The organism is Sporomusa aerivorans (assembly GCF_041428895.1).
Lineage (GTDB): Bacteria > Bacillota > Negativicutes > Sporomusales > Sporomusaceae > Sporomusa > Sporomusa aerivorans.
This window is the reverse complement of record NZ_CP156926.1, coordinates 4,120,926-4,146,408: the sequence shown is the minus strand read 5'-3', so window position 1 is coordinate 4,146,408 and position 25,483 is coordinate 4,120,926. Positions and strand designations below refer to the sequence as shown.

The window sequence follows — 25,483 nt, the reverse complement described above, 5'->3', positions numbered from 1 at the left end:
GGGCCTGCCTGGTGGGACGATAATAGTGTAACGTACTATATCTTTAGAATTTCACAATCCTTTAATAGTGTGTACAGTAGACAAAAACCCTGCGATTCTCTGCGCAGGGTTTTTTGGACTACTTAAAAGAAGTATGATTTTTTTAGTATTAAGGGCAGCCGTATGTTCCTCTCTTTGCTAATCGGTTGAAGGATCACTGCTTTCCGGTATTGGCAGGCGGCGAGTGATTAACACTTTGTCCACCCGAGCCTTATCCATATCGACAATCTCAAAGTGATACCCGTTCCAGTCGAAATTCTCAGCGGCATTGGGAATCCGTCCCAGATAAGAAACGATAAAGCCGCCAAGCGTCTGAAAGTAACCTCTTTCTTCACCGGGAAAATGGTCAACGTCCAGCAGTTCTTTAAGCTCTTCTGAAGACAGCATGCCATCCACCAGCCATGAACCGTCATCACGGGAAACAATATCCGGATCTTCCTCTTCACCCAGGTAAGGCATATCGCCCACAATATGCTCTGCAATATCATACAGGCTGACCAAGCCCGAAATACCGCCGTATTCATCCACTACCAGCGCCACATGAATGCTTGTTTCACGGAATTTTTCCAATACTTTCATCGCAGGCGTATTTCTGGGGATATAAAGCGGCTGGCGGGTTGCGTCTTCCAGGTTTAAAGGCCGGCCAGGAAGATAGTTAGCTAAGACTTCGTTAGAATATATTACTCCCACAATATCATCCAGGCTACCGCGCGCGACCGGAAAAAACAAGTGATTGCCGGTACGGATAATACGGAGATTGTACTGATCGTTATCTTCCAAATCAAGCCATTTGATCTGAGTCCGTGGTGTCATCAGCGCGCCAACGCGCATATCACCTAAAATGAAAATTTTCTCCAGCATCTCATGCTCCGCTTTCTCAAAAACGCCGAGCTGTGTCCCCTGGCCGATCAGTACCCTGACTTCTTCCTCGGTTACCGGCGGCTCTTCAGGCGGTTTGGCATGGAGCAGCTTCATTACTGCAGCAGTGGAAATGCTTAGTAAATGAACAAGCGGGCGATTTATCCGCACAAAAGCCGACATAGGTCTGGCAATAGCAGCGGCAATTGGTTCCGGATTATTCAGGGCCAGTTTTTTAGGTACTAATTCGCCGACAATGAGAGACAAATAAGTAATTATTCCGACTACAACGGCAAGACTGATTGCGTCGCTATAGCTGCGAAGAAAAGGGACGTTATTTAATATCGCCGCAAGATAACTGGATAACTTAGCGCCGCCAAAAGCGCCTGTGAGTATGCCAATAAGGGTGATACCGATTTGAACTGCAGATAACAAAGGGGTAGGTTCTTCCGCCAGCTTAATAGCAGCCTTAGCCCCTTTACTGCCATTTGCGGCCATGCTCTCTAAACGGCTCTTCCTGGATGATACAATTGACATCTCTGTCATGGCAAATATGCCATTTGCGAAAATAAGAATGAGAATAATTAAGATTTCGGTACCAATCGAAGTGTTGTCCAAGATTTCAATAACACTCTCCCTGAAAAAAGAATATATACTCTACCATTATAGCATAACCGATTGCAAGCGGTATCAAACGCGCGGCCAGTACATGATGATCATGACGCCAATCAGCGAATAATACCTCCTAGGATCCAAAGCGATCAGGCGGCATTTTGTCCTTCCAGCCCCAGAGAATAGACAGAGCAATAAAAATACCGCCATAAGCAGCGTAAACCCGGCCAAAGTTGGCAGGCTGGAAAGTGGGGATAACTCCGTACATAAATTAAAAATCCTCCTGTCATACATAAAAAACTACCCGACTGTCCTGACGCAGCGGGTAGCTTTTCTATAATTTATCCGGCGCGATTTCCTGCGCTTTTTTACATCTTTTAATAACATAAGCAATTACTGATGCTACAGCTATTACTATGAGCGAAATAATCAGCAAATCGTCAGAATGCTGCGTAAACATCTCTATGGCTTGTGGACCAAAATAATAGATCAGCGCGCCTTCCAGTAAAAAGCGTTTGCCCCGCCCCAGGAGTGAGATGCAGAGAAACACAGGCATGTTTATTCTGAGAGCTCCGGCCGTAATACTAACAAACTTATACGGGATGGGCGATAAAGAAGCTAGAAAGATTGCCCAGAGAGCATTCTTTTTCACGGTAAGGTGAATTTTATCCATCATCTTGGCTGGGATATACTTGCGGGCTGCCGGCAGACCGATCTTTAGCCCGATTAGATAACCGATCAGCCCGCCGCCAACCGATACAAGGGTAGCTGCCAGACCATAAAATATAGCATTCTGCGGATTAGCGATCGCTAAGGGGATAAGCAGGAGATCAGGTAAAACAGGCGATATAAAAGATTCTGTGAAAGCGGCAATTAAGAGACCGGTGAGGCCCCATTCTAAAAGTATTTCTACCAGTGTATCCATAGAACGCCCCCTCTTCTCGAGCAGTTTTTTTAGATAAGTGAAAAAGCGAAACGCATAGCATGGTGATAATTCCATGCCAAGGTTTCGCTGATTGGCAATCACCAAATGGCAGAGTCACCTACAACGGCTGTGGCTCTGTCTGGGTAAGTTGTATACTTGCGGGCTACAGTTTTTAAAAGTAAAATGTAAGCTAAGTCTAGTTTATCTTACCTACCCGGTTCAGTCAAGGTAAGACTTTTTATAGAACTTAGGACAAATAATAAGAAGAATTAACTAATAAGTTAATTCTTCTTATACATGGTGGAGATAAGCGGGATCGAACCGCTGGCCTCTTGAATGCCATTCAAGCGCTCTCCCAGCTGAGCTATACCCCCATATTATTTATAATTATAGCCAGGCTGTGACATAATGTCAAGAATTCCCGTTATTTTGTGAAAAATTGGCGATGCGGCAGGTACTGAGCAGGAGTGCGCAGAATACCTTTTGGGATAAAATGTTATTACTGTTTATATATTTTATTTTTGTATAATGATTGGCAAGGGGATAGGGAAAGAAGGACAGAACAATGAACTTGTACAAAATTGGCTTGCTTATTGACGGGACAGGCAATTATCCTAAAGAGGCCTGTTATCTGGCGGTGGAAAAAGGGCGGATTGCCGGCATTGGCCGGGCCGGTGATTTCTCTCAAGAGCAGGTGGCAGAGGCTGCTGACTATTCGCGGTATACTGTCATGCCGGGACTCATTGATCCTCATGTGCACTTATTTCTGGAAGGTATCCCAGATGCCAAAGCCCGTTCGTTGCGTTGGAAAGAGGACAAGGAGACAACGTTGATCCGGGCAGTTAACAACCTTACTAAAACCATCCGGCAGGGAGTAACTACAGTCCGCGATCTGGGTGGTCCGCATGGCATTAATGTACTATTAAAAAAAGTAGTCAGCCAGGGAGTAACTGCCGGCCCTAGGATAGTAACCGCAGGGCAGGCTATTTCCATTACTGGCGGACATTTTCATTATGCAGGCGGGCGGGAAGCTGACGGAACGGATGAAATGGTAAAGGCGGTTCGTGAGCAGGCAAAAGGCGGCGCCGATTGTATCAAATTAATGATGACAGGCAGTGTTAATTTTGTTCGTCAAGATGCCGGCGTTGTGGAATTGTCGCTGTTGGAGGCGCAAACAGCGGCAAATGAGGCAAGGAGGCTGAATAAAACAGTTGCCGTGCATGCCAACGGCAATGACGGCGTTCGTCAGGCGCTCGCAATTGGTATTACCACACTCGAACACGGTGCGCTTATTGATCAGGCTACTCTGGATTTAATAGTTGCGAGTGGCGTATACTGGATACCTACCATAGTACCCTTTGAACGTATGCTTGACTATGGACGCAATCATCAAACAAAAATGTTGCCGGCGCACGGTATTGAAACTGTTCTCACTAATCATCAGGCGATGATCAGGCGGGCTTATCAGGCAGGGGCCAGGATCGTGGCAGGAACCGATGCCGGTGCATTAGGGGTAGGGCACGGGGATATGTGGCGGGAAATATGCTTGTTGTCAGAATGCGGTTTACCGGCCGGCGCGGCACTTTACGCCGCTACCGGTCTGGCTGCGCAAGCAATTGATATGGCTGGTGAAATTGGCACGGTGGAAGCAGGCAAACGTGCTGATTTACTGGTGTTGGCAGATAATCCGCTAGCAGATATCACCAACATAAAGAAAGTAGTTAAAATATTTAAGGACGGAAAGGAGTATGGGCATGATTGAGCTCATTGGCAGTCTGGCCGGAGTTCTGACGACGGTTTCCTTTTTTCCTCAGGTATTTAAAACAATTAAAACCAAATCAGCCGGCGACTTCTCACCGGTCTGGATTGTCATGATGACAACCGGTGTTTTTTTCTGGATGGTCTACGGTTACTATATTAACAGTATGCCGGTATTTATCGCCAACGTAGTTACGTTAGTCTGTATGTGTATGCTTACCTGGATTAAATTTTTTAGCGGCAAGCAGAATACATCAGTCGAATAATAGATTGACGGAGATGGTAAAGTGATTGAAGCAATCAGAGATCTAAAAGACGGACTGGCAGCACACGGCTATTTAACAGACGATAATCTGGCAGCTGCTGTATTTTTAGCGGAAAATCTGGAAAAGCCTTTGCTGCTCGAAGGACCGGCCGGTGTTGGTAAAACGGAATTGGCCAAGGCCTGGTCACGTCTTCGCGACCGGCAGCTTATCCGGCTGCAGTGCTATGAGGGTTTGGATGAAAGCAAGGCTCTTTATGAATGGAATTATCAAAAGCAATTGTTATATATTCAAATTGAGGCCTTGTCAGGGCAAGGCTGGGCAACCGGGCGCCAGCAAATATTTGATCAGGAATTTCTGCTTAAGCGGCCGCTCTTGACGGCGCTTACCAGTTCTGAGCCGGCAGTGCTCCTGATTGATGAGATTGACAAGAGTGACCAGGAGTTTGAAAGCTTTCTGCTGGAAGCTCTATCCGACTGGCAGGTAACTATCCCGGAACTGGGCACAATCCGCGCTGTTACCAAGCCGCATGTTGTACTGACTTCGAATAGCACCCGGGAACTGGGCGACGCTTTACGCCGCCGGTGCTTGCATTTTTATATTGATTATCCTGATTTTGATAGGGAATTGGCCATTGTCGAGCTAAATGCGCCGGATATTGACCGTAAATTTGCCAGTCAGCTGGTTGAATTTGTCCAGGATATTCGCAAACAGCCGCTCAAAAAGCCGCCCAGTGTTACAGAAAGTATTGATTGGGTGCTGGCTATGAATATGCTTGGCGGTGAACTAACGCTTGATACTGCCCGGGCGACACTTACCGCTTTACTGAAGTATACCAAAGACCGGGATTTGGTTACTGACAAGTTGCCGTATCTGATAAAGCCATGAAACAGTTGATCGTTGATTTTGTCAGACTGCTTAGAGAAGCCGGTCTTAGCGTAACAACAATGGAAGCGGCCGATGCTCTGAAATCAGCGGAATTAACCGGTTTTGACCCGGTATTGCTGCAGGGCATACTAAAGACCACCCTGGTCAAAAGCGCCTGGGAACGGCCTGTATTTACGGCTCTATTTGAACTGTATTTTGACCTTGCACCGGCTCCGACCAGAGCGCCGGCCACGGAACAACTCATTATTAAAGGTGCAACAGCTGACGGCAGTGGCCGCAGCTCAGCCGGAGCCGGTGGTGATGCTGAGGGATTGCTGGAAACAATCGATAGTCAGCCAGCTGTTGTTCTGGAAGAACTGGCCAGAAACCTTACGACAGACATCGATTTTAGCAGTCCCAGCCCGGAAGAAATATCAAAGCAGCTGCGTAATATCCAGGTCAAACTGCGCTGGTTTGAGGCAGTCAACAAGATTGAACGCAAATATTTGGCCGGTCATATGAAGGAAGGGGCCTTTCAGAACTGGCAAAAAATTTTTGATCAACTGCAAGCTTTTATCCGGCGTGAGCTTGAACGCAAAGCTGTAAGGAAGTTTGGCCGTCAGCATATTCTTAAGCTGGTTGAGTATGCCAATATCCGCAGGCGTGATTTCGACTGTTTGGCTGCGGCAGAAGTCATGAATGTCGAGCAGGAAATTACCAAGCTGGCCAAACGCCTGGCTGAACGGCCGGGTATCCGTCTTAAGCGGGCTACGCGCGGCAAAATTGATATTCGCCGTACTTTTCAGGAAGTGGTACGTACCGGTGGATGCCCGGTACGGCTAAAATACCGGGATAAAATAAAGAGTAAGGTTGACTTGTGGCTGTTGTGCGATGTCTCTAACTCGGTCGAAAGGTTTAGCCGGTTTATGCTGCAGTTGGTGCAGGCGGCACATAGGCGTTACGCCAATATCCGTTCCTTCGTTTTTGTCGACGAGGCTGTGGAAGTGACTGAATGGTTTAAAACTCAGGATGTCAACGCCTTTTTGCAGGCTAGGCACCTGCGGGACAGGTTTAACCGGCGGGTCGGGTTGTCCCGCTATGATTTGGTGTTTGAGCAGCTGGCACGTTATGAACTTCAAGCCATTAATAGCCGCACAAAGTTAATTATTTTAGGTGACGGGCGTAACAACTGGCATCCGGGCGGCGCTGATGAACTGGCGAAAATTTCGGAACGGACTGAGGCAATTTACTGGCTGAATCCCCTGCCGGCAAGCGAGTGGTTTGAAGGGGATTGCCTTATGCGCGAATATCAGCCTTATTGCCGGCAAGTATTTGAATGTCATAACTTAGAACAATTAACAGAAGTAGCCAACCGTATTTTATAATGACGGTTGGCTATTTTTGTTAGGTACGATTTATTGATAGAAGGTAATACTAATAATGCTACTATGGGGTAAAAATGGGGTGAAGCTATGGAGTGGGCTGGTTCGCTGATAAGTATCATTACTGTCAATTTGCTTTTAAGCGGTGACAATGCCTTGGTGATTGCTTTAGCCAGCCGTCAGTTGCCGTCTGAGCAGCAAAGGCAAGCTGTATTCTGGGGCGGAACCGGGGCCATTGTTTTAAGAATTATCCTAACACTGGCGGCGATTGTACTCCTCAAAATACCATATTTACAGTTGATAGGCGGATTTGCGTTGTTATGGATTGCCATCAGGCTGCTTACGGGTGATGAGGACAAGCACCAAGACCTGGAAGCCAAAAGCTGCTTATGGGGTGCTATCAAAACAATAATTGCTGCAGATGTGGTAATGAGTATTGATAATGTAATTGCCATTGCCGCTGTGGCTAAAGGTGATATTGCCTTATTGGTGGTTGGTCTGGGCATCAGCATCCCGATTATCATATGGGGGAGTAAGCTAATTCATAGACTAATGGAACGCTGGCCCGTTATTATTACCATTGGTGCGGCGTTTCTAGGCTGGACAGCCGGTGACATGGCGATTGGTGATCAAAAAATTGCGCCGCTGCTGGAGCTGTACCCGTGGACTGATTGGGGCATACCGTTGGCTTTTGCAGCGTGTGTTATAGTAATAGGTTCAGTATTGAGCCGGCGAAAGCATCCAGATAAAAACCTGTCTTAATTAAAGGCAAAATTCCCGCCCATATACCAGCCCTGCTGCAGTTTAGTCGCCTCGGTCCAAGTTATATCAGGACTGCTGCTTTCAGAACCGGTATAGAGAGTATACCGCTGATAGCGATAACCCAGGGTGATAGAATTATTTTGCCGGCCTGCCACCGTATACCGCAGGCCAATTTTTCCGTCCAGCATTTGGCCTGTGCCCAAGTGCTCAAATTCAAGATTGCGTAAATTCCACCAGCCATGCCCCTGTGCCAGGCTAAGCGGTGCATAAGAAATACTGCCGACAAGTGCCAGGCGGGGTGACAATTGCCTGCTTGCCGCCAAACCGACATGAGGACCGTGATATACAAGTGAGTAAGTAGAATTAAGGGCGGGAAGAGATGTTGCCACAGGAGTATAATCCATCATGGAATAATAGCCTTGTGTCATGTTATACCGGCTGTTGGCATAGCCATATCCGTAAAAAAACTCAGTAGAGTTTTTCAGCCTGCGTTTTATATCCACGTTCAGAAAAGTACTGCTGCCCCGTGTCTTAAATGTTCCAAAATACCAGAGTCCCGGTGCTTGCGAGTAATCCCAGTCCGAATCATTGCCGGTTGCCGGCATTATGTTACCCAGTAGGCCTGCTTCCAAACTAAGCGTTTGGGTAGGGGACAGCTCCTTTTCATAGTTAAGTGTGGTATACTGGCCGGATTGCGGATAATACAGTTCAGACGCGCCGCCTGCGGTTGCCGGTGAGTTTGGCAGGCCGCTGGCATAACCGGGAAAAGTGATACGCCACATTTGCGAGCCGCGGGCCTGCCAGTTACTGATTGACAAATTCGGTGCCGCCGCAGCCACGCTCTGCAACAGTTGCAGAGTTGCCAGCATTAGGATAACTCCCGGCAATTTGCGCACAATCCCACTCCTTGCTTTTATTTATAAAGTAGACTTAGCTTCAGGTGGATTTTAACTCCAGCTGAAGCTAAGTCGCCCTTATCCAGGGGCTTAGCCACCCGTAACTCTTTAGAGCGGATCAGTCGAAGGATAAATTAACGCTGACAACTATGCCTAACAAGGGATTTTTATTGTATGCCCTTGTGTATTAATGTAGGATTCCCGTGGCTGCTGATCAGTGCCAAAGATAATTGTGGCGCTGTGCAAAAAACTTTGATTGAAAAAGTAGCGTAAGTCATAAATCCGTACAAATTTATCTTGCTGGTCGGCAGCCTGATACTCGACAAAATAACTAAACGGGGTAAAGGCGGTAAAGAATTCTCCTAAAACCGTTTTCTGAGCGCCCTGGGCTACGGTTGACAAAGGCTGTTTCGCCAGTTCGGTATGGACGGTCAGCGCTTGATTCAGTGCGCCGATGTGACCAACATGATACGTATCCATTGTCTCTATCACAAAGTCCCAGCAGAATAAACTCTTAAGGGATGGCATAACCAGTATTCGACGCAGCATACTGCCAGAAAAATATTGCTTAAGCCAACCTGTGGCTCGTATTTTAAGCCGATATCGCATAAATACATAGAGGCTGGTTAAACCGAAAAAAAGGAGTGATGTTTCCCGGGCGGGCAATCCCAGGACCAATACTATAATCATTATGGTTAATAAGAAGGGGTCGAACACATTTAACAGGCTGAAACTTCGTCGTTCACGGCAAAGCGGCCATAAGACAGCTGCGCCATGAGCATTGAAAAAGTCGACAATGATATGTGATAACCCGCCGAGAAAAGACCAAATAAAAATCTCTTTCAGCATCACAGCGGGAACTGCGAGGGAAAAAGCCGCAGTAATTAAACTTGACCACAGGACCAGCCCGGGTAATGAGTGGGAAAAGGACCGGTGCTGCCTAAGTAATGCAAATTTGCCGCGTACAGAGGCGATAATATCCAAATCAGGAGCCTGAGCACCGAGAATACTGGCTAAGTAAATAGGGTCGCTGACAGTAAGTGGGTGACCCGATAAACCGGCAATGGCGATACCCACCAGGGCATGGGATAAAGTATCCATGGAAATTAAAACCTCCCCAACTAGGTGACATAACATATCGGCACTCGATAATTATATCATAGCTAGTGGGGAGGCGGTCTATTGGTAATTGGTGGACTAACGAGCGCTTGGCGTTGAGTGCTGATCCTTCTTTTTAGCCAGGAACAGCTGATAATAACCATAGATGGCAAGCAAAATGGGTATTCCCGTATAAATGACAATGCGCTGGGCATCATCGAAATATAAGCTGACAATTACGCCTAGGTTGAGAACAAAAGCCAAAATAGGGACAGCTGGATAAAACGGGGTTTTAAAGCCGAGCTCGGAAATTTTTCCGCCCAACCTGACAAATTCCCGGCGGAAGTTGATTTGACACCAGGCTATAATCATCCAAATCAAACAGCCGGTTAAGCCGGTGCTGGACATCAGCCAGAGATACACCGTATCAGCGGCATAGGATTCGGTCATGAGGGACATACATGCTAATACCAGGGTTACCAGGACACCGTTATACGGTACGCCGTTGGCATTGAGATTACTTAGCCAGGCCGGCGCCTGCTTATCCTTAGCCATTGACCAGAGGAGCCGGGAACAAGCGTATAAAGCAGAATTTCCTGCTGACAGGGCTGAGGTCAGGACGACAAAACTCATAATATCTTTGGCGTAAGGAATACCGGTTTGTCCAAAAACGTAAGCAAAAGGGCTTTCAAGAACACTGGCCTCAGAAGGCGGGATTGTGCCGGTAAGGATAATCATAGCCAGTACGTAGAACATAATAATCCGAACAGAAATTCCTTTTATGACCCGGGGAACAGTTTTGCCGGGTTCTTTGCATTCACCTGCCGCAATGCCAACAAGTTCTGCGCCCTGGAAAGAGTAAATAACTGCAATCATTGTGAGGAACACGGCACTGAAGCCATTGGGAAACAGGCCGCCGCCTGAGGTGAAATTGGAAAAACCAAGACTGGCATGGCCGCTGTTGAAGCCGAACATAAGTGCTGAGCCGGCGATAATGAAAGCGATTATGGCGGCTACCTTAATACTGGCAAACCAAAATTCCGTCTCGCCGTACGCCTTAACCGAGATCAGATTGAGACCGGCTAAGGCTATGGCAAAAATCGCGCACCAAATCCAAACGGCAACATCGGGAAACCAATTATGCATAATTATGCCAGCGGCGGTAAAATCGGCCGCAATGCAAATTGCCCAGTTAAGCCAGTACAGCCAGCCTGTGGTAAAGCCGGCGGCAGGAGAGATAAATTTTGTGGCATAACTTTGGAAAGAGCCCGATACCGGCATTGCGACAGCCAGTTCAGCCAGACACAATAAGACCAGATACATAATAAATCCGCCGACCAGGTACGCTAAAATGGCTCCAAATGAGCCAGCCTGATGAATGGTTTGCCCGGAACCCATAAACAGTCCTGTGCCAATTGTTCCGCCTATCGAGATCATAAGCAGGTGACGGGATTTCATGTCGCGCTTGAGGCCTTCTTTTTCCGGGCATAACTCGGCCAAATTAATAGGTTGGCTAGACATTGAAAAGTTTCCTCCTTCAGATGACATTTATATATATTGTCCTTTTCCATAATACTTCATTGACTGTTGGTTGGCAATAATTATTAAATAAACAAGAGCCATTTGCTATAGGTTATATTGACGCAAAGTTAAGTTTGTAATATCATAAAAATAGTTAATGTAAAGTGAATACCCTAAGGGGGAGTAACTAACAGATACAGTCAACAATCCTGTACTTTGTACATGGCTGTATCGTTGGCTGAGCCAATAGTGAGACCTTTAGTATGACATACTAGCAGGTCTTATCATTGATTATTGTGAGGACCTTACCCGCTCTGGCGGATAGGTCCTTTATTGTTAGTTATTAGGGAGGCGATAGCAGGCGCAAAGGTCCAGGAAATCATGAAAATGTGTGTTTTTACAGTTAAATATATTATAAGGGGGTATTTCGATGGAACTATTGGTGGCGTTAGGCAGTATTACTCTAATCAATCTGATACTGAGCGGTGATAACGCTGTCGTCATAGCTCTGGCGAGTAGAAATCTGCCTCTTGAACAGCGCAAGAAAGCTGTGCTATGGGGAAGTGCCGGGGCTGTTATTCTAAGAATTCTGCTTACCTTGGTGGCTGCTCTTTTGCTACAAATTCCCTATGTGCAATTCCTCGGTGGCTTGGCTTTAGTGTATATTGCCATAAATTTGCTTGCTGACGAGCATAGGGAAGTTTCCTGTGCAGGAGCAAGCAGTTTTTGGGAAGCCATTAAGGTTATAATTTTCGCTGATTTGATTATGAGTTTGGACAATGTTCTGGCGATTGCCGGTGTGGCTAACGGTCATCTTGGTTTATTGATTTTTGGCCTGGCTTTGAGTGTACCATTAGTGGTGTTTGGCAGTCAGCTGTTAATGAGCCTTATGGACAGATATCCAATCCTTATATATTTAGGATCAGCTATCCTGGCCTGGACGGCGGCAAAGATGATGCTGGCCGATGCCGTGCTCGGCATATGGCTGCAACCTTACGCATTACTACTGGAAATTGGCGTTACGTTGCTTGTTTTAGCTGTCGGCTATTTGCGCAAGAAGCGGGTAAAGTCCGGTTCCAATGAGGAAAGTCATGGAGCTTGATCCCCGGTTTGCCCAGTCACTTGTTGATATTGTTGCTGCCGAACTCAATCAGAATGTTAATATTACCGATAATCACGGTGTGATTATCGCCTCATTCAGCAAGGAACGAATTTCGCATATTCATGAAGCGGCCGCCCGCATGCTCATGAGTGGCCCGATCCGGGAGTTTTCAGTTACTGATGAGGAAGAACGGCGTTTAAAGGGCGTCAGACAGGGCTTTAATGTTCCCATAATTTTTGGTGATTGCTGCGTCGGCGTGATCGGCGTTTCCGGGGAGCCTGCCATAGCGGCGCCTTATGCCCGTTTAGCCGCCAGATTCGTTGAAGCAGCCCTGGAATCAAACGCCAGGCAGGAAAAGCTGGTGCGGGCGCTGCGGGAGAAAGAAGAACTTCAATCCACTCTTTTAAACAAAGTAATTAGTGTGCAGGAAGAAGAACGAAAGAAAATTTCACGTGAGTTGCACGATGAGACAAGCCAGGCCCTGACATCTATCATTGTTGGTTTGAGAGTGCTATCCGAACATGTTCATAGTGACGGTGAGCGGCAAAAAATTCTGGATATGCGTGATTTGGCGGTAAGAACATTGGAAGCGGTTCACCACCTGGCTGTACAGCTCAGACCCGCTTTGCTGGATGATCTGGGGCTGGTAGCGGCCGCGCAAAAGTATGTGGAGAACTACTCGCGGCAATATAACATCCAGGTTGAACTGAGTGTCGTTAACATATCTCGAGAAAGGTTTTTACCGGAGATTGAAATCACCCTGTATCGTATTTTACAGGAAGCGTTAACCAACATTGCCAAACATGCCAAAGCTGCTCAGGTGCAGGTAACATTAAGAAAATACCGGGGCAAGCTTTTACTGACGATAAAAGATAATGGTATTGGTTTTAACGCAGATATATTAAGCGGTGCTGCCAGTGATACCTGTCTTGGCATTCACGGCATGCATGAACGGGTTGCATTGCTTTCCGGCAACTTTTATATTGATTCTACGGAAGGGGAAGGGACAGGCATTACTGTCGAAATCCCCTTAAGAAGGCGTAAAAAAACAGAAAGCGGTTTGGGCCAGGCCCATTGACCGCTTTCTGTTTTTTTTCATTTAAACACAGAACTGCTCGAGAGAATCGGGGGTGAGTCAGACCATCCTGTTTCATCTGCGAACAGGTGTGAGGAAATGGCCTATCTCTTTTGCTTGGCTTTATAAGCCTTATCTAATAATTGAATAACATGTACTACATCTTGATTCATGTTATTCTGAACAAGGCCGTCGGTAATATGCATACGGCAGGTGCCGCAACTGGTGGCTACCATATCGGCTTTGACGGCTGCGATATTGGCGATTTTGCGGTCATTTATCTTACGGGAGATTTCATAGTTAGCCAAACTGAATGAGCCGCCTGAGCCGCAACAGCGGTCTGCTTCCTTCATTTCGACAAATGTCAGACCCGGGATCGATTTTAATAATTCACGCGGCTCGGCTGTCACCTTGATACCGCGTGCCATGTGACAGGGATCATGCATAGTAACTGTGGTGTTGACCGGTCCCAGTTTGCTTTTGTCGATTTTAACCACTTTTACTAAAAACTCACTGATCTCATAGGTTTTTTTGGCAAGTTTCTCCGCCCGGGCCTTCATGGACGGGTCATCATGAAATAGCTCGACAAATTCTATTCTCCAGGCTTCTGTACAGGAACCGCAGGCGGCGATAATATAATCAACATCATATTGTTCAAAAACTTCGATGTTATGTTTGGCTAAAAGTTTAGCGGATTCAACATCGCCGGACATATATATCGGTGTTCCGCAGCAATGCTGCAAGGCGGGAATAGTAATTTCAATATTGTTGGCTTTGAGTACATCAATGACGGCCTGACCGACATCTGTATAGATATAGTTAATGGTACAGCCGGTAAAGAAACCAACCTTGAGTTTCGGTTTGTCAGCCTTAATCACTTCTGGGTGCTGGCTGCGCAAAGGAGAAGCTGCAAACGGTGCGGTTACGCGTCGCTTATCAAGACCCGGCATAGGGAACCGGGCTACTGCAGCCATAGGGCGAGGCAGTTTTTTGAAGCTCAAGGGACCGAAGAGGCCGGCCATTCTCAGCGCCAAATCAAACATTGTCCGGTTTTTTAACAATTTAAATACCTGTTTTTTTACCGGGTGTAAGCCGCGGGCTTTGACGGCGGCTTGGCGGCCGCGAACGATTAGTTCATCAGCAGGTACTCCACAAGGACATTTTACACTGCAGGCTTTACAGGAGACACATTTGGCCATCCATTTGTCAAAGTTTTGACTAATGGGGATTTTACCGCTTAATACGGCTTCCATAAGTGCAAGTTTACCTCTGGCCACTGCGGTCTCGGTGCCCAGTTCTTTATAGATAGGGCATACCTCCATACAGTTGCCGCATTTCATACAGTTGGCAAGCGCATCCTGCAGGTCGGCTAATAACTCCTTGTCCTGCGCGTTTATGGCTTGCGCGCTAATTGGTTTGTTGGCATCACTCATTTTAACACTCTCCTACCAGTTTGCCGGGATTCAAAATGAGGTTGGGATCAAGGGCCCGTTTGATGTTACGCATAGCCTCCATGGCCACAGGACCGAACTGATCTTCCATATACTTGAGCTTACCAAGACCGATACCATGCTCACCCGAAAGTGTCCCGCCCAATTTAATGGCCGTGCCAAAAATTTCATCCATAGCTTTATATACCCGGCTCATTTCTTCTTCGTCCCGGATGTCACAGACAATCGTGGGATGCATGTTGCCATCGCCGGCATGACCGAAAGTACCAATAGTAACATTATATTTCTTGGCAATTTCGTTGACTGCGCGAATCATATCAGGTACTTTGTTCCGGGGGACAGTGGCATCTTCCACATACGTTGTCGGTCTGAGTTTGGCGAGAGCCGGGAGGGCGGCGCGGCGGGCAGCCCAGATTTTATCCCGTTCAGCTGCGTCTTTGGCCATTTTGATTTCGTCTGCTTTATTTGTCTTCAGTACTTCCAATACTTTAGCCGCTTCTTTTTCTACAACTTCGGGAATGCCATCCACTTCAATGAGAAGTACTGCTTCCGCGTCAACAGGCAAGCCGACTTTCGCATAGTCTTCTACTGTACGAATAGTAGGATTATCCATAATTTCCAGTGTAGCCGGAATAATTTTGGCGGCAATGATGGCGGCAATGGAATTACCGGCGTTATCGAGGTTTTTAAAGATAGCCATCATGCTTTTCTTGGCTTCAGGAGCAGGCACTAATTTGACAATGATTTTGGTGATTACGCCTAAAGTGCCTTCTGAGCCGGTGAATAATTTGGTCATATCATAGCCGGCCACATCTTTTACGTTTTTGCCGCCGACATTCATAACTTGTCCATTGGCCAGAACAACTTCAAGGCCCATGACATAATGCTTGGAAACACCGTATTTAAGACCACGCAAGCCGCCGGCATTTTCGGATACTGTACCGCCAAGGGTGGCCGTTGTTACTGTGCCAGGATCAGGGGGGTAGATAAGGCCGTGAGTTTCTATTGCTTTATTAAGGTCAGCAACAACAAGACCAGGTTCAGCAACCGCCACTAAATTTTCCAGATCAATTTCGATAAGTTGATTCATACGGGTCATAAGGAGTACGATGCCACCCTTGGTGGGAACAGTGCCGGCGCTCAGATTGGTGCCGGAGCCACGGGTATATACCGGGATTTTTTCGGCATTTGCCAGCGCCAGTACTTTGGATACTTCTTCGGTAGTGGCAGGTTTAACAACCGCGTTTGGCATATGGGAAAACCCAGGAGTTGCGTCATAAGAATAGCAGTGCAAATCCTCTACACTTGTAAGCACATGCTCATCGCCTACTATTTTTTTGAGCGCCTCAATATGTTGATTTTGCATTTACTCATACCCCTTCATTTTTTAAATTTTCAAATATTATAGCACATATAACGTTAACAATATTGTCGCCAAATTGTGTATAAAAGTAAATCAGGCACTTACAGTAAAGTTATGTAGGATACTGCTGTAAATGCCTGTGGGGAAAAAACCGACAATAAGTAACAAAATTCACATATTAATTAATTTATATTGCAGGGCATAATTTACCAGCTCGGATTTTTTCTGGACATTTAGTTTGGCCATAATGCGTGAACGGTATGTATCCACTGTTTTTGCGCTTAAGGACAACTGTTTGGCGATTTCGCTGTTAGTATGGCCCTGCGCCAGTAAACGGAGTACTTGGCGTTCACGTGAACTTAGCAGGGTGTAGGGATCACGCTGATCACTTTTTTCTTCCTGCAGTCTGAGCAAACTGTCCAAAAGATTCTGGGACATGGTCTCATTAAGATATTTTTTTCCGGAATATATTTTTAGAATACCTTCCACTAATTCGGTATCAGCCGATTTTTTCAATACGTAACCGTCTGCGCCGGCTCGCATGACTTCTTTAACATACTCGTCATCATCATACATTGTCAGGATAAGTATCCGGCAAGAATGTCCCCGCGATTTTAGTTCTTTGACACATTCCACACCGCTCATTACAGGCATGGATATATCAAGCAGCAGCACATCGGGACGAAGTTCTTCGACCAGTTGGATTGCCTGTTGGCCATCACCGGCTTCACCAATCACTTCAAATAGAGGAGAACAGTTTAACAACGCCTTGAGCCCCGAACGTAAGACGGCGTGGTCATCGGCGATAACTATACGAATCTTCTTGCTCATAAGTTTTATCCCCCAGGCTTAGCCTATAGGCAATCTAAAATTACATTTTTATCCCATATAATCTTAGTATTATGTTATACTAAGATTATATTAAATATCAACAACTATTTACTGCAAAAAAGTATGTTTAGGGTTGTTATCTATTGTCGGATAATGCGGATTAATAGCTGGGCCGCACATGGAATGGCCTTGTTGGCATGTAGGCTGCACTGTGTGCAGTTTTTATTTTGGAGGTGCTCACAAGTATTATGAACATTTTTGACATTATCGGTCCTGTTATGGTGGGACCTTCCAGCTCTCATACTGCCGGAGCAGTTCGTTTGGGTAATGCGGCCAGGGCTATTCTGGGCCAGGATATTGCTGAGGCGATAATTGGCCTGCATGGTTCATTTTCTCAGACCGGCCGGGGACATGGCACCGATCTTGCACTGGTGGCCGGACTGATGGGTTGGGCAACTGATGACTTACGGATTCCGCAATCCTTTGAATACGCACAGGCGGCAGGTCTGCAATTTTCTTTCCGGCATATCAATGCGGGTGACGCAGCTCACCCTAACTTTGTGAAATTTTGGCTTACCGGACTGAACGGAGCCGAGGGGCAGGTTGCGGGGGCGTCGATTGGCGGCGGGCGGGTAGTAATCAGTGAGGTGGATGGGTTTCCGCTGGAATTCACGGGTGATTTCCCGACAATCCTGACATTGCACGAGGACCGTCCCGGGGCGGTCGCCGAGGTAACCGGGATATTGTCCAAGCGCGGTGTAAATATTGCTCAGATGAGGGTGTTCAGAAGAAACAAAGGCGGTTTGGCCAGCATGGTGCTGGAAACCGATCAGCCGGTTGATGCAGCCGATATTTCAGCTGTAGCCGGCTTGGGGATGATTAAAACAGTACGGTGTATAAATACAATCTAGACAGCGGAAGGGGGACAGAGTCAAATGTCTTTTGCCAAATTGTCACTTGCGGAATGGATTAAAGCAGCTCAGGAGCAAGACACTGATTTTACCGATTTTTGTTTGCGTTTTCAGGCGGCGCAACTGGCAATGCCTGCTGATGATGTGATTGCCAGAATGGAAGAGATGCTTAAGGTTATGAAACTGTCAATTGAAGAAGGTCTTAAAGGAATTCGTTCAAAAGGCGGTTTGGTGGGAGGCGATGCCTGTAAGCTTAGGCAGTATCTTCAGCGCGCTGACAAGACTTTAATGGGCAAGTTTACCGGCAAAGCTATTGTCTATTCACTGGCTGTCGGCGAAGCCAACGCAGCTATGGGCCGGATAGTGGCAGCCCCTACAGCGGGTTCAAGCGGTGTATTGCCGGGAATATTGTTTGCCCTTAAAGAGGAATATGGTTTTCCTGAGCGTGAGCTGGCCAAAGGGCTCATAGTCGCCGGGGCCATTGGCATGGTTATTGCTTCACGGGCATCGCTTGCGGGAGCCGCCGGCGGCTGTCAGGCCGAATGCGGTTCGGCAGGCGCCATGGCTGCCGGGGCAATGGTGTCTCTATTGGGCGGTGATTCTGAGCAGGCGGGAAATGCCGTAGCTATTACCATTAAGAATATGCTGGGCTTAGTATGTGATCCGGTAGCCGGATTAGTGGAAGTGCCCTGCGTTAAACGTAATGCCGGTGCGGTATCACAGGCTATTATTGCCGCCGAAATGGCTTTGGCCGGCATTCGCAGCGCCATCCCGGTAGATGAAGTAATTGATGCAATGGACTCGGTAGGTCAATCCATGCACTGCTCGCTTAAAGAAACCGCACAGGGCGGTCTGGCGGTTACCCCGACAGGGCTGGCGCTGACAGAAAAAATATTTGGTACTGATGAGTAGCAGGTATTTTTCGAAGAATGTGGAAACACACATATAAAAAATATAATTTTGGAGGTCCACAGCATGAAAACAGTTATTAGTTCTGATCGTGCCCCGCAGGCTATCGGGCCTTATTCTCAGGCGATTAAGGCCAATGGATTTTTGTTTGCGTCCGGACAAATTCCTCTTGACCCTATTACCGGTCAAATCGTTTATGGCGGTATTGAGAATCAAACGCATCAGGTCTTTGCCAATTTGCGAGCCATTTTAGAGAAAGAGAATCTTACCTTTGCCAATGTTGTCAAGACGACAGTATTCTTGAAAGATATGGACGATTTTACGGCGATGAACAAAGTGTATAGTCAGTATCTTACTGACGAACCGCCGGCTCGCGCCTGTGTACAAGTTGCCAAGCTGCCGCGGGATGTTAGTGTGGAGATTGAACTGATAGCAGCTTATTGAGAAAAAACCGAACCTTCCAGGTTCGGTTTTTTTAAACATATTATTTTTTGCTGCTTAAGCCGATGCGTTCTGCACAGTACCCTTGCCGGATAAATAGGACCAGCCCAATGAGTATGACTGCCAGGCTGGTGAACTGGGCTGATTTTAATCCAAACAGCAATGTCCCGTAGTCACCCCTTAAGAACTCGAGGAAAAAGCGGGCTGAGGAATACAAAATAGCATAGAGGATAAAGACTTGACCTTTAGCATGGTTGGTAGTTCTGAACAATAGCAGCAACACAAAAATGACAATATCGAGCTGGCCTTCCCATACCTCGGCCGGCCATAGCGGCTTATCGCCGTAAACCTGATAGGCTAATGTCGTAGGCGGATAGATAATTCCATAATTGCCGCCGGTAGGATGACCAAAGGCATCCCCATTCATCAAATTGGCCATGCGGCCCAGAGCTTGTCCCATGATGACTGCCGGTGCGGCGACAATATCAGCGAAGGCCCAGGTATCTATTTTATGGATCCTGGTGTAAATAATGCCGACAATAGCGCCTAATATGACACCGCCCTGAATGGCCATACCGCCCTGCCAGACAAACGGAATTTCCAGCAGATGATGCTGGTAGTAATCCCAGTCAAAGAAGAAAACATCCCACAGGCGGGCGCCAACAATACCGGCCAGGCCGCAATAAATGCCTAAATCCGGTACATGCTGGTGCCAGCGGCCGTCCTGTCTGGCAAAAAAATAGGCTGTGCCGGTAGCAAGAATAATACTTAGACTTAAAATAAGCCCGTAAGCCCTGATGGGAAAGTCGCCGATAAAAAATAAGTATTGATGCATGGTGTGGCCTCCAATGATAATATTAATTTGTGATAAGCCATATAGTGTTATATGGCTGTGAGAGGGGATTGGTTATGCCGAAAAGACTTATCGTATTAGCTATTACTGTCATTGCCATGGCTGCTGCAATCGGCTTTATTGCCATGCGGCCAGATCAAATGACGGCGGAAGAAAACAGCCGTAAGCCGGTTGCCGAGGCGGGTGTGACTGTGGGGAAAACACTGCCGGGCTTCTCCCTTGCCGGGCTGGATGGAAAGCAAGTTAAGGTAGCTCCCGGTGGTGCAGCTATTGTCCTTAACTTTTGGGCAAATTGGTGTCCGCCTTGTCGTGAAGAGATGCCGGAACTTGAAAAGTTTTTCAGAAAATATACTGGAAAAGTACAGTTTTATGCCATTAATATTCAAGAGCCCACAGATAAAATAACTGAATTTATGACCAAAAATCAATATACGTTAACCACTCTAACAGATAAAGACGGCGAGGTGGCTAAGAATTTTCGCATTAATGCCATTCCCACAAGTATTGTGGTAGATCAACAAGGCGTTATTAGATTTCGCAAGTCGGGACCAGTGACACTGGCCGAACTGGAAGGAGTGCTGCATGGATTATAGCCTTACCCTCTTAACTGTCTTTGGGGCCGGATTTACATCCTTTTTATCGCCCTGTGTCTTGCCGATGCTGCCGACTTACACAGCATTACTGGCCGGAAGCGGGGGACAGACTAAGGTAGGTAATCGCTGGACATTTTTCTTTAATGCCATTAGCTTTCTCAGCGGTTTTACGCTAATTTTTGTGGTTATGGGAGCAACTGCATCCTATATTGGTGAATTATTTCTGGATCATCAGGAAGCCGTCCGTAAGCTGGGGGCCGTCTTTATGCTGGTTATGGGGATGCAGGTTCTCGGCATAATAAAATTACCCGGTCTGGGACGGGAATATCGCCCTTTTCTCGGCAATGCATTTTCCGGTCCTTTTGGCGCATTTCTCATGGGTCTGGCTGTTACTGCCGGCTGGACACCCTGCACCGGGCCAATTTTAGCCACTGTACTTATGTATGCAGGGGCAACGGCAACAGTCAGCCAGGGCGCTTTTCTCCTGTTTGTTTATGCCATGGGTTTTTGTGTACCGTTTTTGGGATTGGCGCTACTCATTAACCGCTATATGCATAAATTTCAAAGTATATATAGCTGGCTCCCTGTCATACACAAGGCCGCCGGCGTTGTATTAATTACGGTCGGCATTTTTATTTACTTTGATTTGCTGCATAAAGGGCTGGGATTATTCTGGGGCTTTTTCAAATAAGAGTTGTAGGGAGCTTCAGACGAATGCCTGCGGCTACAAAAGCCGCTTTACCTGAAAGTTCAAGGCGTCACAGGCCACCAAATGGTAATCTGTGCCGTTAATCATACCTGTCGCCACGTTGTTTATAGACTCCCCGTGGAGATGGCCATAAATACAAAGCTCGACGTTATACTTAGCGATCAAACTTGCAAAGCCTGCTTCCGTATGCTGGGCATAGAAGGGCGGAAAATGCAGCATAAGGATTGTATGGCTGAAACCAGCAGCCTGAGCCGCGTTAAGCGAGGCTTCTACGCGCAGCAGTTCCCTGGAGAATATTGGTTTATCGGCGGCTTTAAATAACGGATCTTCAGGGCAAATCCAGCCGCGGCTGCCGCAGATAGCCCACTCGCCGGCGCTGGCAAAGGTATTATTTAAAAACTCAATCTTACCGTCTACGGCTTTTGTCATTTTGCTTATTGTCTGCCACCAATAGTCATGATTGCCGCGAATCATGATTTTTCGTCCGGGAAGGCCGGCAATAGCATTTAGATCCACAAGCGCATCTGCAAGTTTCATTGCCCATGAAATGTCTCCGGCGATAAGAACGATATCCTCTTCTGACACTTGTTCCTGCCAGCTTGTTCTGATTTTGTCCCAGTGTCCTTCCCAGTGAGGACCGAAAATACTCATTGGCTTTGCCGGCGGGCTGCCTGACAAATGTGTGTCGGCTATAGCAAATATCTTCATAAAAAACATCCTTGCGTTAATGTATGGTAATGCCTGGAATCTATTTTATCCAATATTGGCGTGATTAGCAATGGATAAAGTAGACTTAGCCGCTCGCCTGTGCCCGTAGGGGTATAACTCCTACTTGTAGAAGTGTGAGTCTTAGAGCGGGTTAGTCGTCGGACAAACAAAAGTGTGTTACACGGAAAACAACTCGCGGATTTCAGCTTCGCTCATTCTGGTCAGGAAGTTTTCGCCCGGCTTAATAAGTGTATCAATCATTTCCTTCTTTTTTTGCTGCAGCAGATAAATTTTTTCTTCGATGGTATCTTTGGCAATTAATTTATACACCTGGACGGAGTTTTTTTGACCAAGCCGGTGGGCTCGGTCGGTAGCCTGGTCTTCGACCGCCGGATTCCACCACGGGTCGTAATGAATCACCATATCGGCGCCGGTAAGATTGAGCCCTGTACCGCCTGCTTTCAGGGAAATAAGAAAAACGTCATTTTGGCCGGAATTAAACGCGTTTACCAGTCGTATACGCTCTTGGGCTGTAGTGGAGCCATCTAGGTAGAAGCTGTTAATTTGCATTGCCGTCAGTTCCTGTTTTAGTATAGCCAGCATACTGGTAAATTGTGAAAATAATAATATCCGGTGACCGCTGCCGGTAGCGTCCCGTACTAATTCCTGCAGCATTTCCAGTTTGCCGCTGCCGCCATGGTAATTCTCGATAAATAGCGACGGATGACAACAAAGTTGCCTAAGTCTGGTTAACAAGGACAATATCTTGATTTGACTTTTCTCAAAGCCATTGGTGCTGACCTCGGACTCAAATTCAGCTTTGGCCTTAAGCAGCCAGGCCGCATACAGCCTGGTTTGCTCGTCAGTCATCTCACTAATCATCTTACTTTCGACTTTTTCCGGCAGTTCTTTAAGAACTGCTTTTTTCATGCGGCGCAGAATGAAGGGTTTGATATGCCGTCCTAAGTCCGCTAACGCCTGCTGATCCCCGTTGCGGATGATGGGAATTTCGTAAGTACTGGCAAAGGCTTTATGGGAACGTAAATAGCCTGGCAAAAGAAAGTCAAAAATAGACCATAACTCGGTTAGTGTATTCTCTATCGGTGTGCCTGTCAGGGCGAAATAACAGTTGGCCTTGATTTGTTTTACTGATTTGGCGTTAAGGGTATTCGGATTCTTGATATGCTGGGCTTCATCCAGAAAACAGTACTTAAACGTGATTTGTGTATATAATTCAATATCCCGTCGTATCAGGCCATAAGAAGTGATCACCAAGTCAGCCATGGCAATGTTTTTGAGCTGCTCCAGCCGCTCCACGGGCTGACCGGAGATAACCACCGCTTGCAGGCCCGGTGCGAATTTATTTATTTCTTCCTGCCAATTGTAGACCAGTGAAGTAGGTACAATAACTAAAGAAGGCATCTGCGGAAGGTTTTTTTCGGAAAGAACAAAGGTAATTACCTGTAATGTTTTTCCCAGCCCCATATCATCTGCTAAGATGCCTCCCAGTCCGTAGCTGGCAAGAGACTTCAGCCATTTAAAGCCGATTTTCTGGTAGTCCCTTAGTTTGCCCTGGATACCTTCAGGAATGCTGTATTCAACATCCTGCGGCTCGCGGATGTCCTGGATCATACGTTTAAAATTACTGCTGCGCTCTATGGAAAAATCGGGATTATCCCGTGCCAGCGCGTCGAGATAGAGTGCGCGATATTTTGGTAATTCTACCTTCTGCCTCTCAATATCTGCGGGGCGCAGCCTAAGCTCCCTGAAGAGCTTGGCTGTGGTTTGAAATTCTACGGAATCAAGCGGGATAAATGCGCCGCCGGGCAGGCGATGATAGCGTTTTTTTAGCTTATAGGCTGACAATAAGTCAATTAATTCTTTCGGTGTCATATCTTCCAGTTGCAGCGAGAATTCCAGCATGTCAGTCTGGTCGTTAATCCTTACACCTGCAGAAATCTTGCCGGCCGGCTGGATCCTGACCGGATTAAAATCGTCTGCATAAAACAGTTCGGCTATGTTTTGCAGCCTTGGCAGTCCTTGCTGCAAAAAAGTATAGGTGGCATCCTCATCTGCCAGAACAAGTTTACCCGATAACCATACAAAACCATAGTGCTGAAAAATATTCAGCAGTTCACGTTCCTGGCGAACTGACCGCAGAAGCCAGTTTCCTGCTGCGTCAGTCTGATCTCCTGCTGACAGAGACCCGGGATCAACCGTTATAGGACCATAGCCAAATTCAATTTTCGCGCTGATACCTTCGCCGCATTTGTCAAAGTATATTCGTTGCTCCAATTGCTCTTTGCGGAATTTGCTCAAAACAGTTTTCTCAGCTTTAACTTCGGCAATGGTTTCCAGTGCGGGCAGCGCATTAGCGACAAATTCAGACACGTTTGCTGGTGGTATATGGATTTGTGCTTTCCTGGTTTCATTAAAACACAGTAAAAGTGGTTTAATATAACTGGCAAAAACAGGATCAGTATGATAAATGATATTTTGATGATAAATATAGCGAAAATCTGTGTCAAGTCCGTAGAAAACATTATCTGCCAAAGACAAGTATAAGCCGCTATCGACAGGCCGCAAATCAAGGTTCACCGGTGGCCGGCCATCTTGAATAATCAGACTGGCGGATATCTGGTCATTTATTGCTGCGGTAAACGGTTGGGTGCGCATAATTTCAAAAAAACGCAGCAGGTTGTCATTGGTAAGTTTGAAATATTTTCCTTCGCTAAAAGCCGAATTGGCTTGTGAGGAGAATGAATGATAACTCCAGAAAGAACGCTGGTTTTCTTCAATGCAGGCATTCTCCAGCAACTGGACTAACGCTTGGGAGGTATCGTCAAATACAGCTTCGGCAGGTTTAAAAGTGAAGCTTTTACCAAAAACAACCTCCTGTTTATTATGTATTGCCGTAATGAACTGCGGAATATTTTTTAAAACATACATTCTGTCAGTGCCAATGGTGAAGTCTAGCTGATTAATCGTTTGGGAATTAAATAAAGAGAATTTATAGTTTGGCAAAAGCCTTACCGGTGAAATTGCCGGCAGGGTGGCCGGTCTCGGGCCGGAATTAAGATTTTGAAAAAAATCCAGCATGGCCCTGGCTTCACGGGTCATGGGAATCTGGGGAGCGGTGGTAAAATACTCGTTCCAGTCGCTTTGAATGGCCTTCAATACGGCAATGATATGTTTGCAGGCCCCGTGATAGCGAAAAAAGGCCGGGCAATCACATTGATAATGCTCAATTTTGTGTGCCGGAGTAAATGTTACTGTTACGATATATAAATCATGACCAAGCACTCGTGCTTCAAACGTATAATCTTGTGATGAGAAGTGCAGGTTTTTGACGCACTGATTGCGATAGTAGTGCAACCCTTTGGTAAAAGAGGCATCAATATCTGCTTCGTGCCGAATCTGTTCATCTGTTAGCATATAGACTCCTTCTTGCCTGTGTTGCTGACTAATTAGTAAATAGTTTATGCCAACGCAGACGAAAATCCTGCATTATTATTCCCCGTGACGCCTAAACTGCATAAATTATATCAACGGCGTA

The 25,483-nt window shown here is 46.6% G+C and carries 24 protein-coding genes and 1 tRNA gene; 12 read left to right on the top strand and 13 right to left on the bottom strand.

The window, feature by feature from the left end:
• Positions 1–177: 177 nt before the first annotated feature.
• The 4 genes from SATMO3_RS20030 to SATMO3_RS20015 form a co-directional block, all read right to left on the bottom strand.
• The gene (locus tag SATMO3_RS20030) at positions 178–1,515 is read right to left on the bottom strand and encodes a hemolysin family protein (RefSeq protein WP_371371502.1); all 1,338 of its coding nucleotides are present in this window, start codon (positions 1,513–1,515) and stop codon (positions 178–180) included.
• Between the two features lie 127 nt (positions 1,516–1,642).
• On the bottom strand, positions 1,643–1,777 hold the full coding sequence (locus SATMO3_RS20025) for a hypothetical protein (protein ID WP_371371501.1): 135 nt from the start codon (positions 1,775–1,777) through the stop codon (positions 1,643–1,645).
• Between the two features lie 66 nt (positions 1,778–1,843).
• Positions 1,844–2,434, bottom strand: coding sequence for a YqaA family protein (locus tag SATMO3_RS20020; RefSeq protein ID WP_371371500.1), 591 nt, complete (start codon positions 2,432–2,434; stop codon positions 1,844–1,846).
• A gap of 298 nt (positions 2,435–2,732) precedes the next feature.
• Positions 2,733–2,808 (bottom strand) — tRNA-Ala (locus tag SATMO3_RS20015).
• A 191-nt stretch (positions 2,809–2,999) separates the two neighbouring features.
• Here SATMO3_RS20015 and SATMO3_RS20010 point away from each other — a divergent pair.
• The 5 genes from SATMO3_RS20010 (at position 3,000) to SATMO3_RS19990 (ending at position 7,466) form a co-directional block, all read left to right on the top strand.
• A complete protein-coding gene (locus SATMO3_RS20010) occupies positions 3,000–4,196 on the top strand; it encodes an amidohydrolase family protein (protein WP_371371499.1) in 1,197 nt (398 codons plus the stop codon).
• Complete coding sequence (locus tag SATMO3_RS20005; protein WP_371371498.1) at positions 4,189–4,458, top strand: SemiSWEET family sugar transporter; 270 nt, start codon at positions 4,189–4,191, stop codon at positions 4,456–4,458. Before SATMO3_RS20010 ends, SATMO3_RS20005 begins: the two co-directional genes overlap by 8 nt.
• A 21-nt stretch (positions 4,459–4,479) precedes the next feature.
• Positions 4,480–5,343, top strand: a complete 864-nt coding sequence (locus SATMO3_RS20000; protein WP_371371497.1) for an AAA family ATPase — start codon at positions 4,480–4,482, stop codon at positions 5,341–5,343.
• On the top strand, positions 5,340–6,707 hold the full coding sequence (locus SATMO3_RS19995) for a VWA domain-containing protein (protein WP_371371496.1): 1,368 nt from the start codon (positions 5,340–5,342) through the stop codon (positions 6,705–6,707). Before SATMO3_RS20000 ends, SATMO3_RS19995 begins: the two co-directional genes overlap by 4 nt.
• Positions 6,708–6,794: 87 nt before the next feature.
• On the top strand, positions 6,795–7,466 hold the full coding sequence (locus SATMO3_RS19990) for a TerC family protein (RefSeq protein WP_371371495.1): 672 nt from the start codon (positions 6,795–6,797) through the stop codon (positions 7,464–7,466).
• Here the strand turns inward: SATMO3_RS19990 and SATMO3_RS19985 are convergent.
• From SATMO3_RS19985 to SATMO3_RS19975, 3 genes are all read right to left on the bottom strand, one after another.
• Complete coding sequence (locus SATMO3_RS19985; RefSeq protein ID WP_371371494.1) at positions 7,463–8,362, bottom strand: hypothetical protein; 900 nt, start codon at positions 8,360–8,362, stop codon at positions 7,463–7,465. The genes SATMO3_RS19990 and SATMO3_RS19985 overlap by 4 nt on opposite strands.
• 153 nt (positions 8,363–8,515) lie before the next feature.
• A complete protein-coding gene (locus SATMO3_RS19980; RefSeq protein WP_371371493.1) occupies positions 8,516–9,463 on the bottom strand; it encodes a metal-dependent hydrolase in 948 nt (315 codons plus the stop codon).
• Between the two features lie 96 nt (positions 9,464–9,559).
• Positions 9,560–10,981 (bottom strand): amino acid permease, encoded by a 1,422-nt coding sequence (locus tag SATMO3_RS19975; protein WP_371371492.1) that lies wholly within the window; start codon positions 10,979–10,981, stop codon positions 9,560–9,562.
• A 430-nt stretch (positions 10,982–11,411) separates the two neighbouring features.
• Between SATMO3_RS19975 and SATMO3_RS19970 the strand changes: the two genes are divergently transcribed.
• Complete coding sequence (locus tag SATMO3_RS19970; protein WP_371371491.1) at positions 11,412–12,083, top strand: TerC family protein; 672 nt, start codon at positions 11,412–11,414, stop codon at positions 12,081–12,083.
• Positions 12,073–13,161, top strand: coding sequence for a sugar diacid recognition domain-containing protein (locus SATMO3_RS19965; protein WP_371371490.1), 1,089 nt, complete (start codon positions 12,073–12,075; stop codon positions 13,159–13,161). Before SATMO3_RS19970 ends, SATMO3_RS19965 begins: the two co-directional genes overlap by 11 nt.
• A gap of 101 nt (positions 13,162–13,262) precedes the next feature.
• On the opposite strand, the gene SATMO3_RS19960 is transcribed toward SATMO3_RS19965, so the two are convergent.
• The 3 genes from SATMO3_RS19960 to SATMO3_RS19950 form a co-directional block, all read right to left on the bottom strand.
• Positions 13,263–14,591: a (Fe-S)-binding protein gene (locus tag SATMO3_RS19960; RefSeq protein WP_371371489.1), complete on the bottom strand. Its 1,329-nt coding sequence runs from the start codon at positions 14,589–14,591 to the stop codon at positions 13,263–13,265.
• Position 14,592: 1 nt separating this feature from the next.
• On the bottom strand, positions 14,593–15,975 hold the full coding sequence (locus SATMO3_RS19955) for an FAD-binding oxidoreductase (RefSeq protein ID WP_371371488.1): 1,383 nt from the start codon (positions 15,973–15,975) through the stop codon (positions 14,593–14,595).
• Positions 15,976–16,143: 168 nt separating this feature from the next.
• On the bottom strand, positions 16,144–16,803 hold the full coding sequence (locus SATMO3_RS19950) for a response regulator (RefSeq protein ID WP_371371487.1): 660 nt from the start codon (positions 16,801–16,803) through the stop codon (positions 16,144–16,146).
• 248 nt (positions 16,804–17,051) lie between these two features.
• Between SATMO3_RS19950 and sdaAB the strand changes: the two genes are divergently transcribed.
• The 3 genes from sdaAB to SATMO3_RS19935 all read left to right on the top strand — a co-directional run bounded on the left by sdaAB (position 17,052) and on the right by SATMO3_RS19935 (position 19,067).
• Complete coding sequence (gene sdaAB, locus SATMO3_RS19945) at positions 17,052–17,714, top strand: L-serine ammonia-lyase, iron-sulfur-dependent subunit beta (RefSeq protein ID WP_371371486.1); 663 nt, start codon at positions 17,052–17,054, stop codon at positions 17,712–17,714.
• Positions 17,715–17,738: 24 nt separating this feature from the next.
• Positions 17,739–18,626, top strand: a complete 888-nt coding sequence (gene sdaAA / locus SATMO3_RS19940) for an L-serine ammonia-lyase, iron-sulfur-dependent, subunit alpha (protein ID WP_371371485.1) — start codon at positions 17,739–17,741, stop codon at positions 18,624–18,626.
• A gap of 63 nt (positions 18,627–18,689) precedes the next feature.
• Entirely contained in the window at positions 18,690–19,067 is a 378-nt protein-coding gene (locus SATMO3_RS19935; protein ID WP_371371484.1) for a RidA family protein, read from the top strand.
• A gap of 40 nt (positions 19,068–19,107) precedes the next feature.
• Here SATMO3_RS19935 and lgt read toward each other — a convergent pair whose 3' ends face one another.
• On the bottom strand, positions 19,108–19,899 hold the full coding sequence (lgt, locus tag SATMO3_RS19930; RefSeq protein ID WP_371371483.1) for a prolipoprotein diacylglyceryl transferase: 792 nt from the start codon (positions 19,897–19,899) through the stop codon (positions 19,108–19,110).
• 74 nt (positions 19,900–19,973) lie between these two features.
• Between lgt and SATMO3_RS19925 the strand changes: the two genes are divergently transcribed.
• Together SATMO3_RS19925 and SATMO3_RS19920 are read left to right on the top strand one after the other, a co-directional pair.
• A complete protein-coding gene (locus SATMO3_RS19925; protein WP_371371482.1) occupies positions 19,974–20,510 on the top strand; it encodes a TlpA family protein disulfide reductase in 537 nt (178 codons plus the stop codon).
• The gene (locus SATMO3_RS19920) at positions 20,500–21,201 is read left to right on the top strand and encodes a cytochrome c biogenesis CcdA family protein (RefSeq protein ID WP_371371481.1); all 702 of its coding nucleotides are present in this window, start codon (positions 20,500–20,502) and stop codon (positions 21,199–21,201) included. The genes SATMO3_RS19925 and SATMO3_RS19920 overlap by 11 nt, the downstream gene beginning before the upstream one ends.
• 33 nt (positions 21,202–21,234) lie before the next feature.
• Here the strand turns inward: SATMO3_RS19920 and SATMO3_RS19915 are convergent, their stop codons facing one another.
• Both SATMO3_RS19915 and SATMO3_RS19910 read right to left on the bottom strand, forming a co-directional pair.
• The gene (locus SATMO3_RS19915) at positions 21,235–21,927 is read right to left on the bottom strand and encodes a metallophosphoesterase (protein WP_371371480.1); all 693 of its coding nucleotides are present in this window, start codon (positions 21,925–21,927) and stop codon (positions 21,235–21,237) included.
• 177 nt (positions 21,928–22,104) lie between these two features.
• Positions 22,105–25,362, bottom strand: a complete 3,258-nt coding sequence (locus tag SATMO3_RS19910; protein WP_371371479.1) for an SNF2 helicase associated domain-containing protein — start codon at positions 25,360–25,362, stop codon at positions 22,105–22,107.
• Positions 25,363–25,483 lie beyond the last annotated feature (121 nt).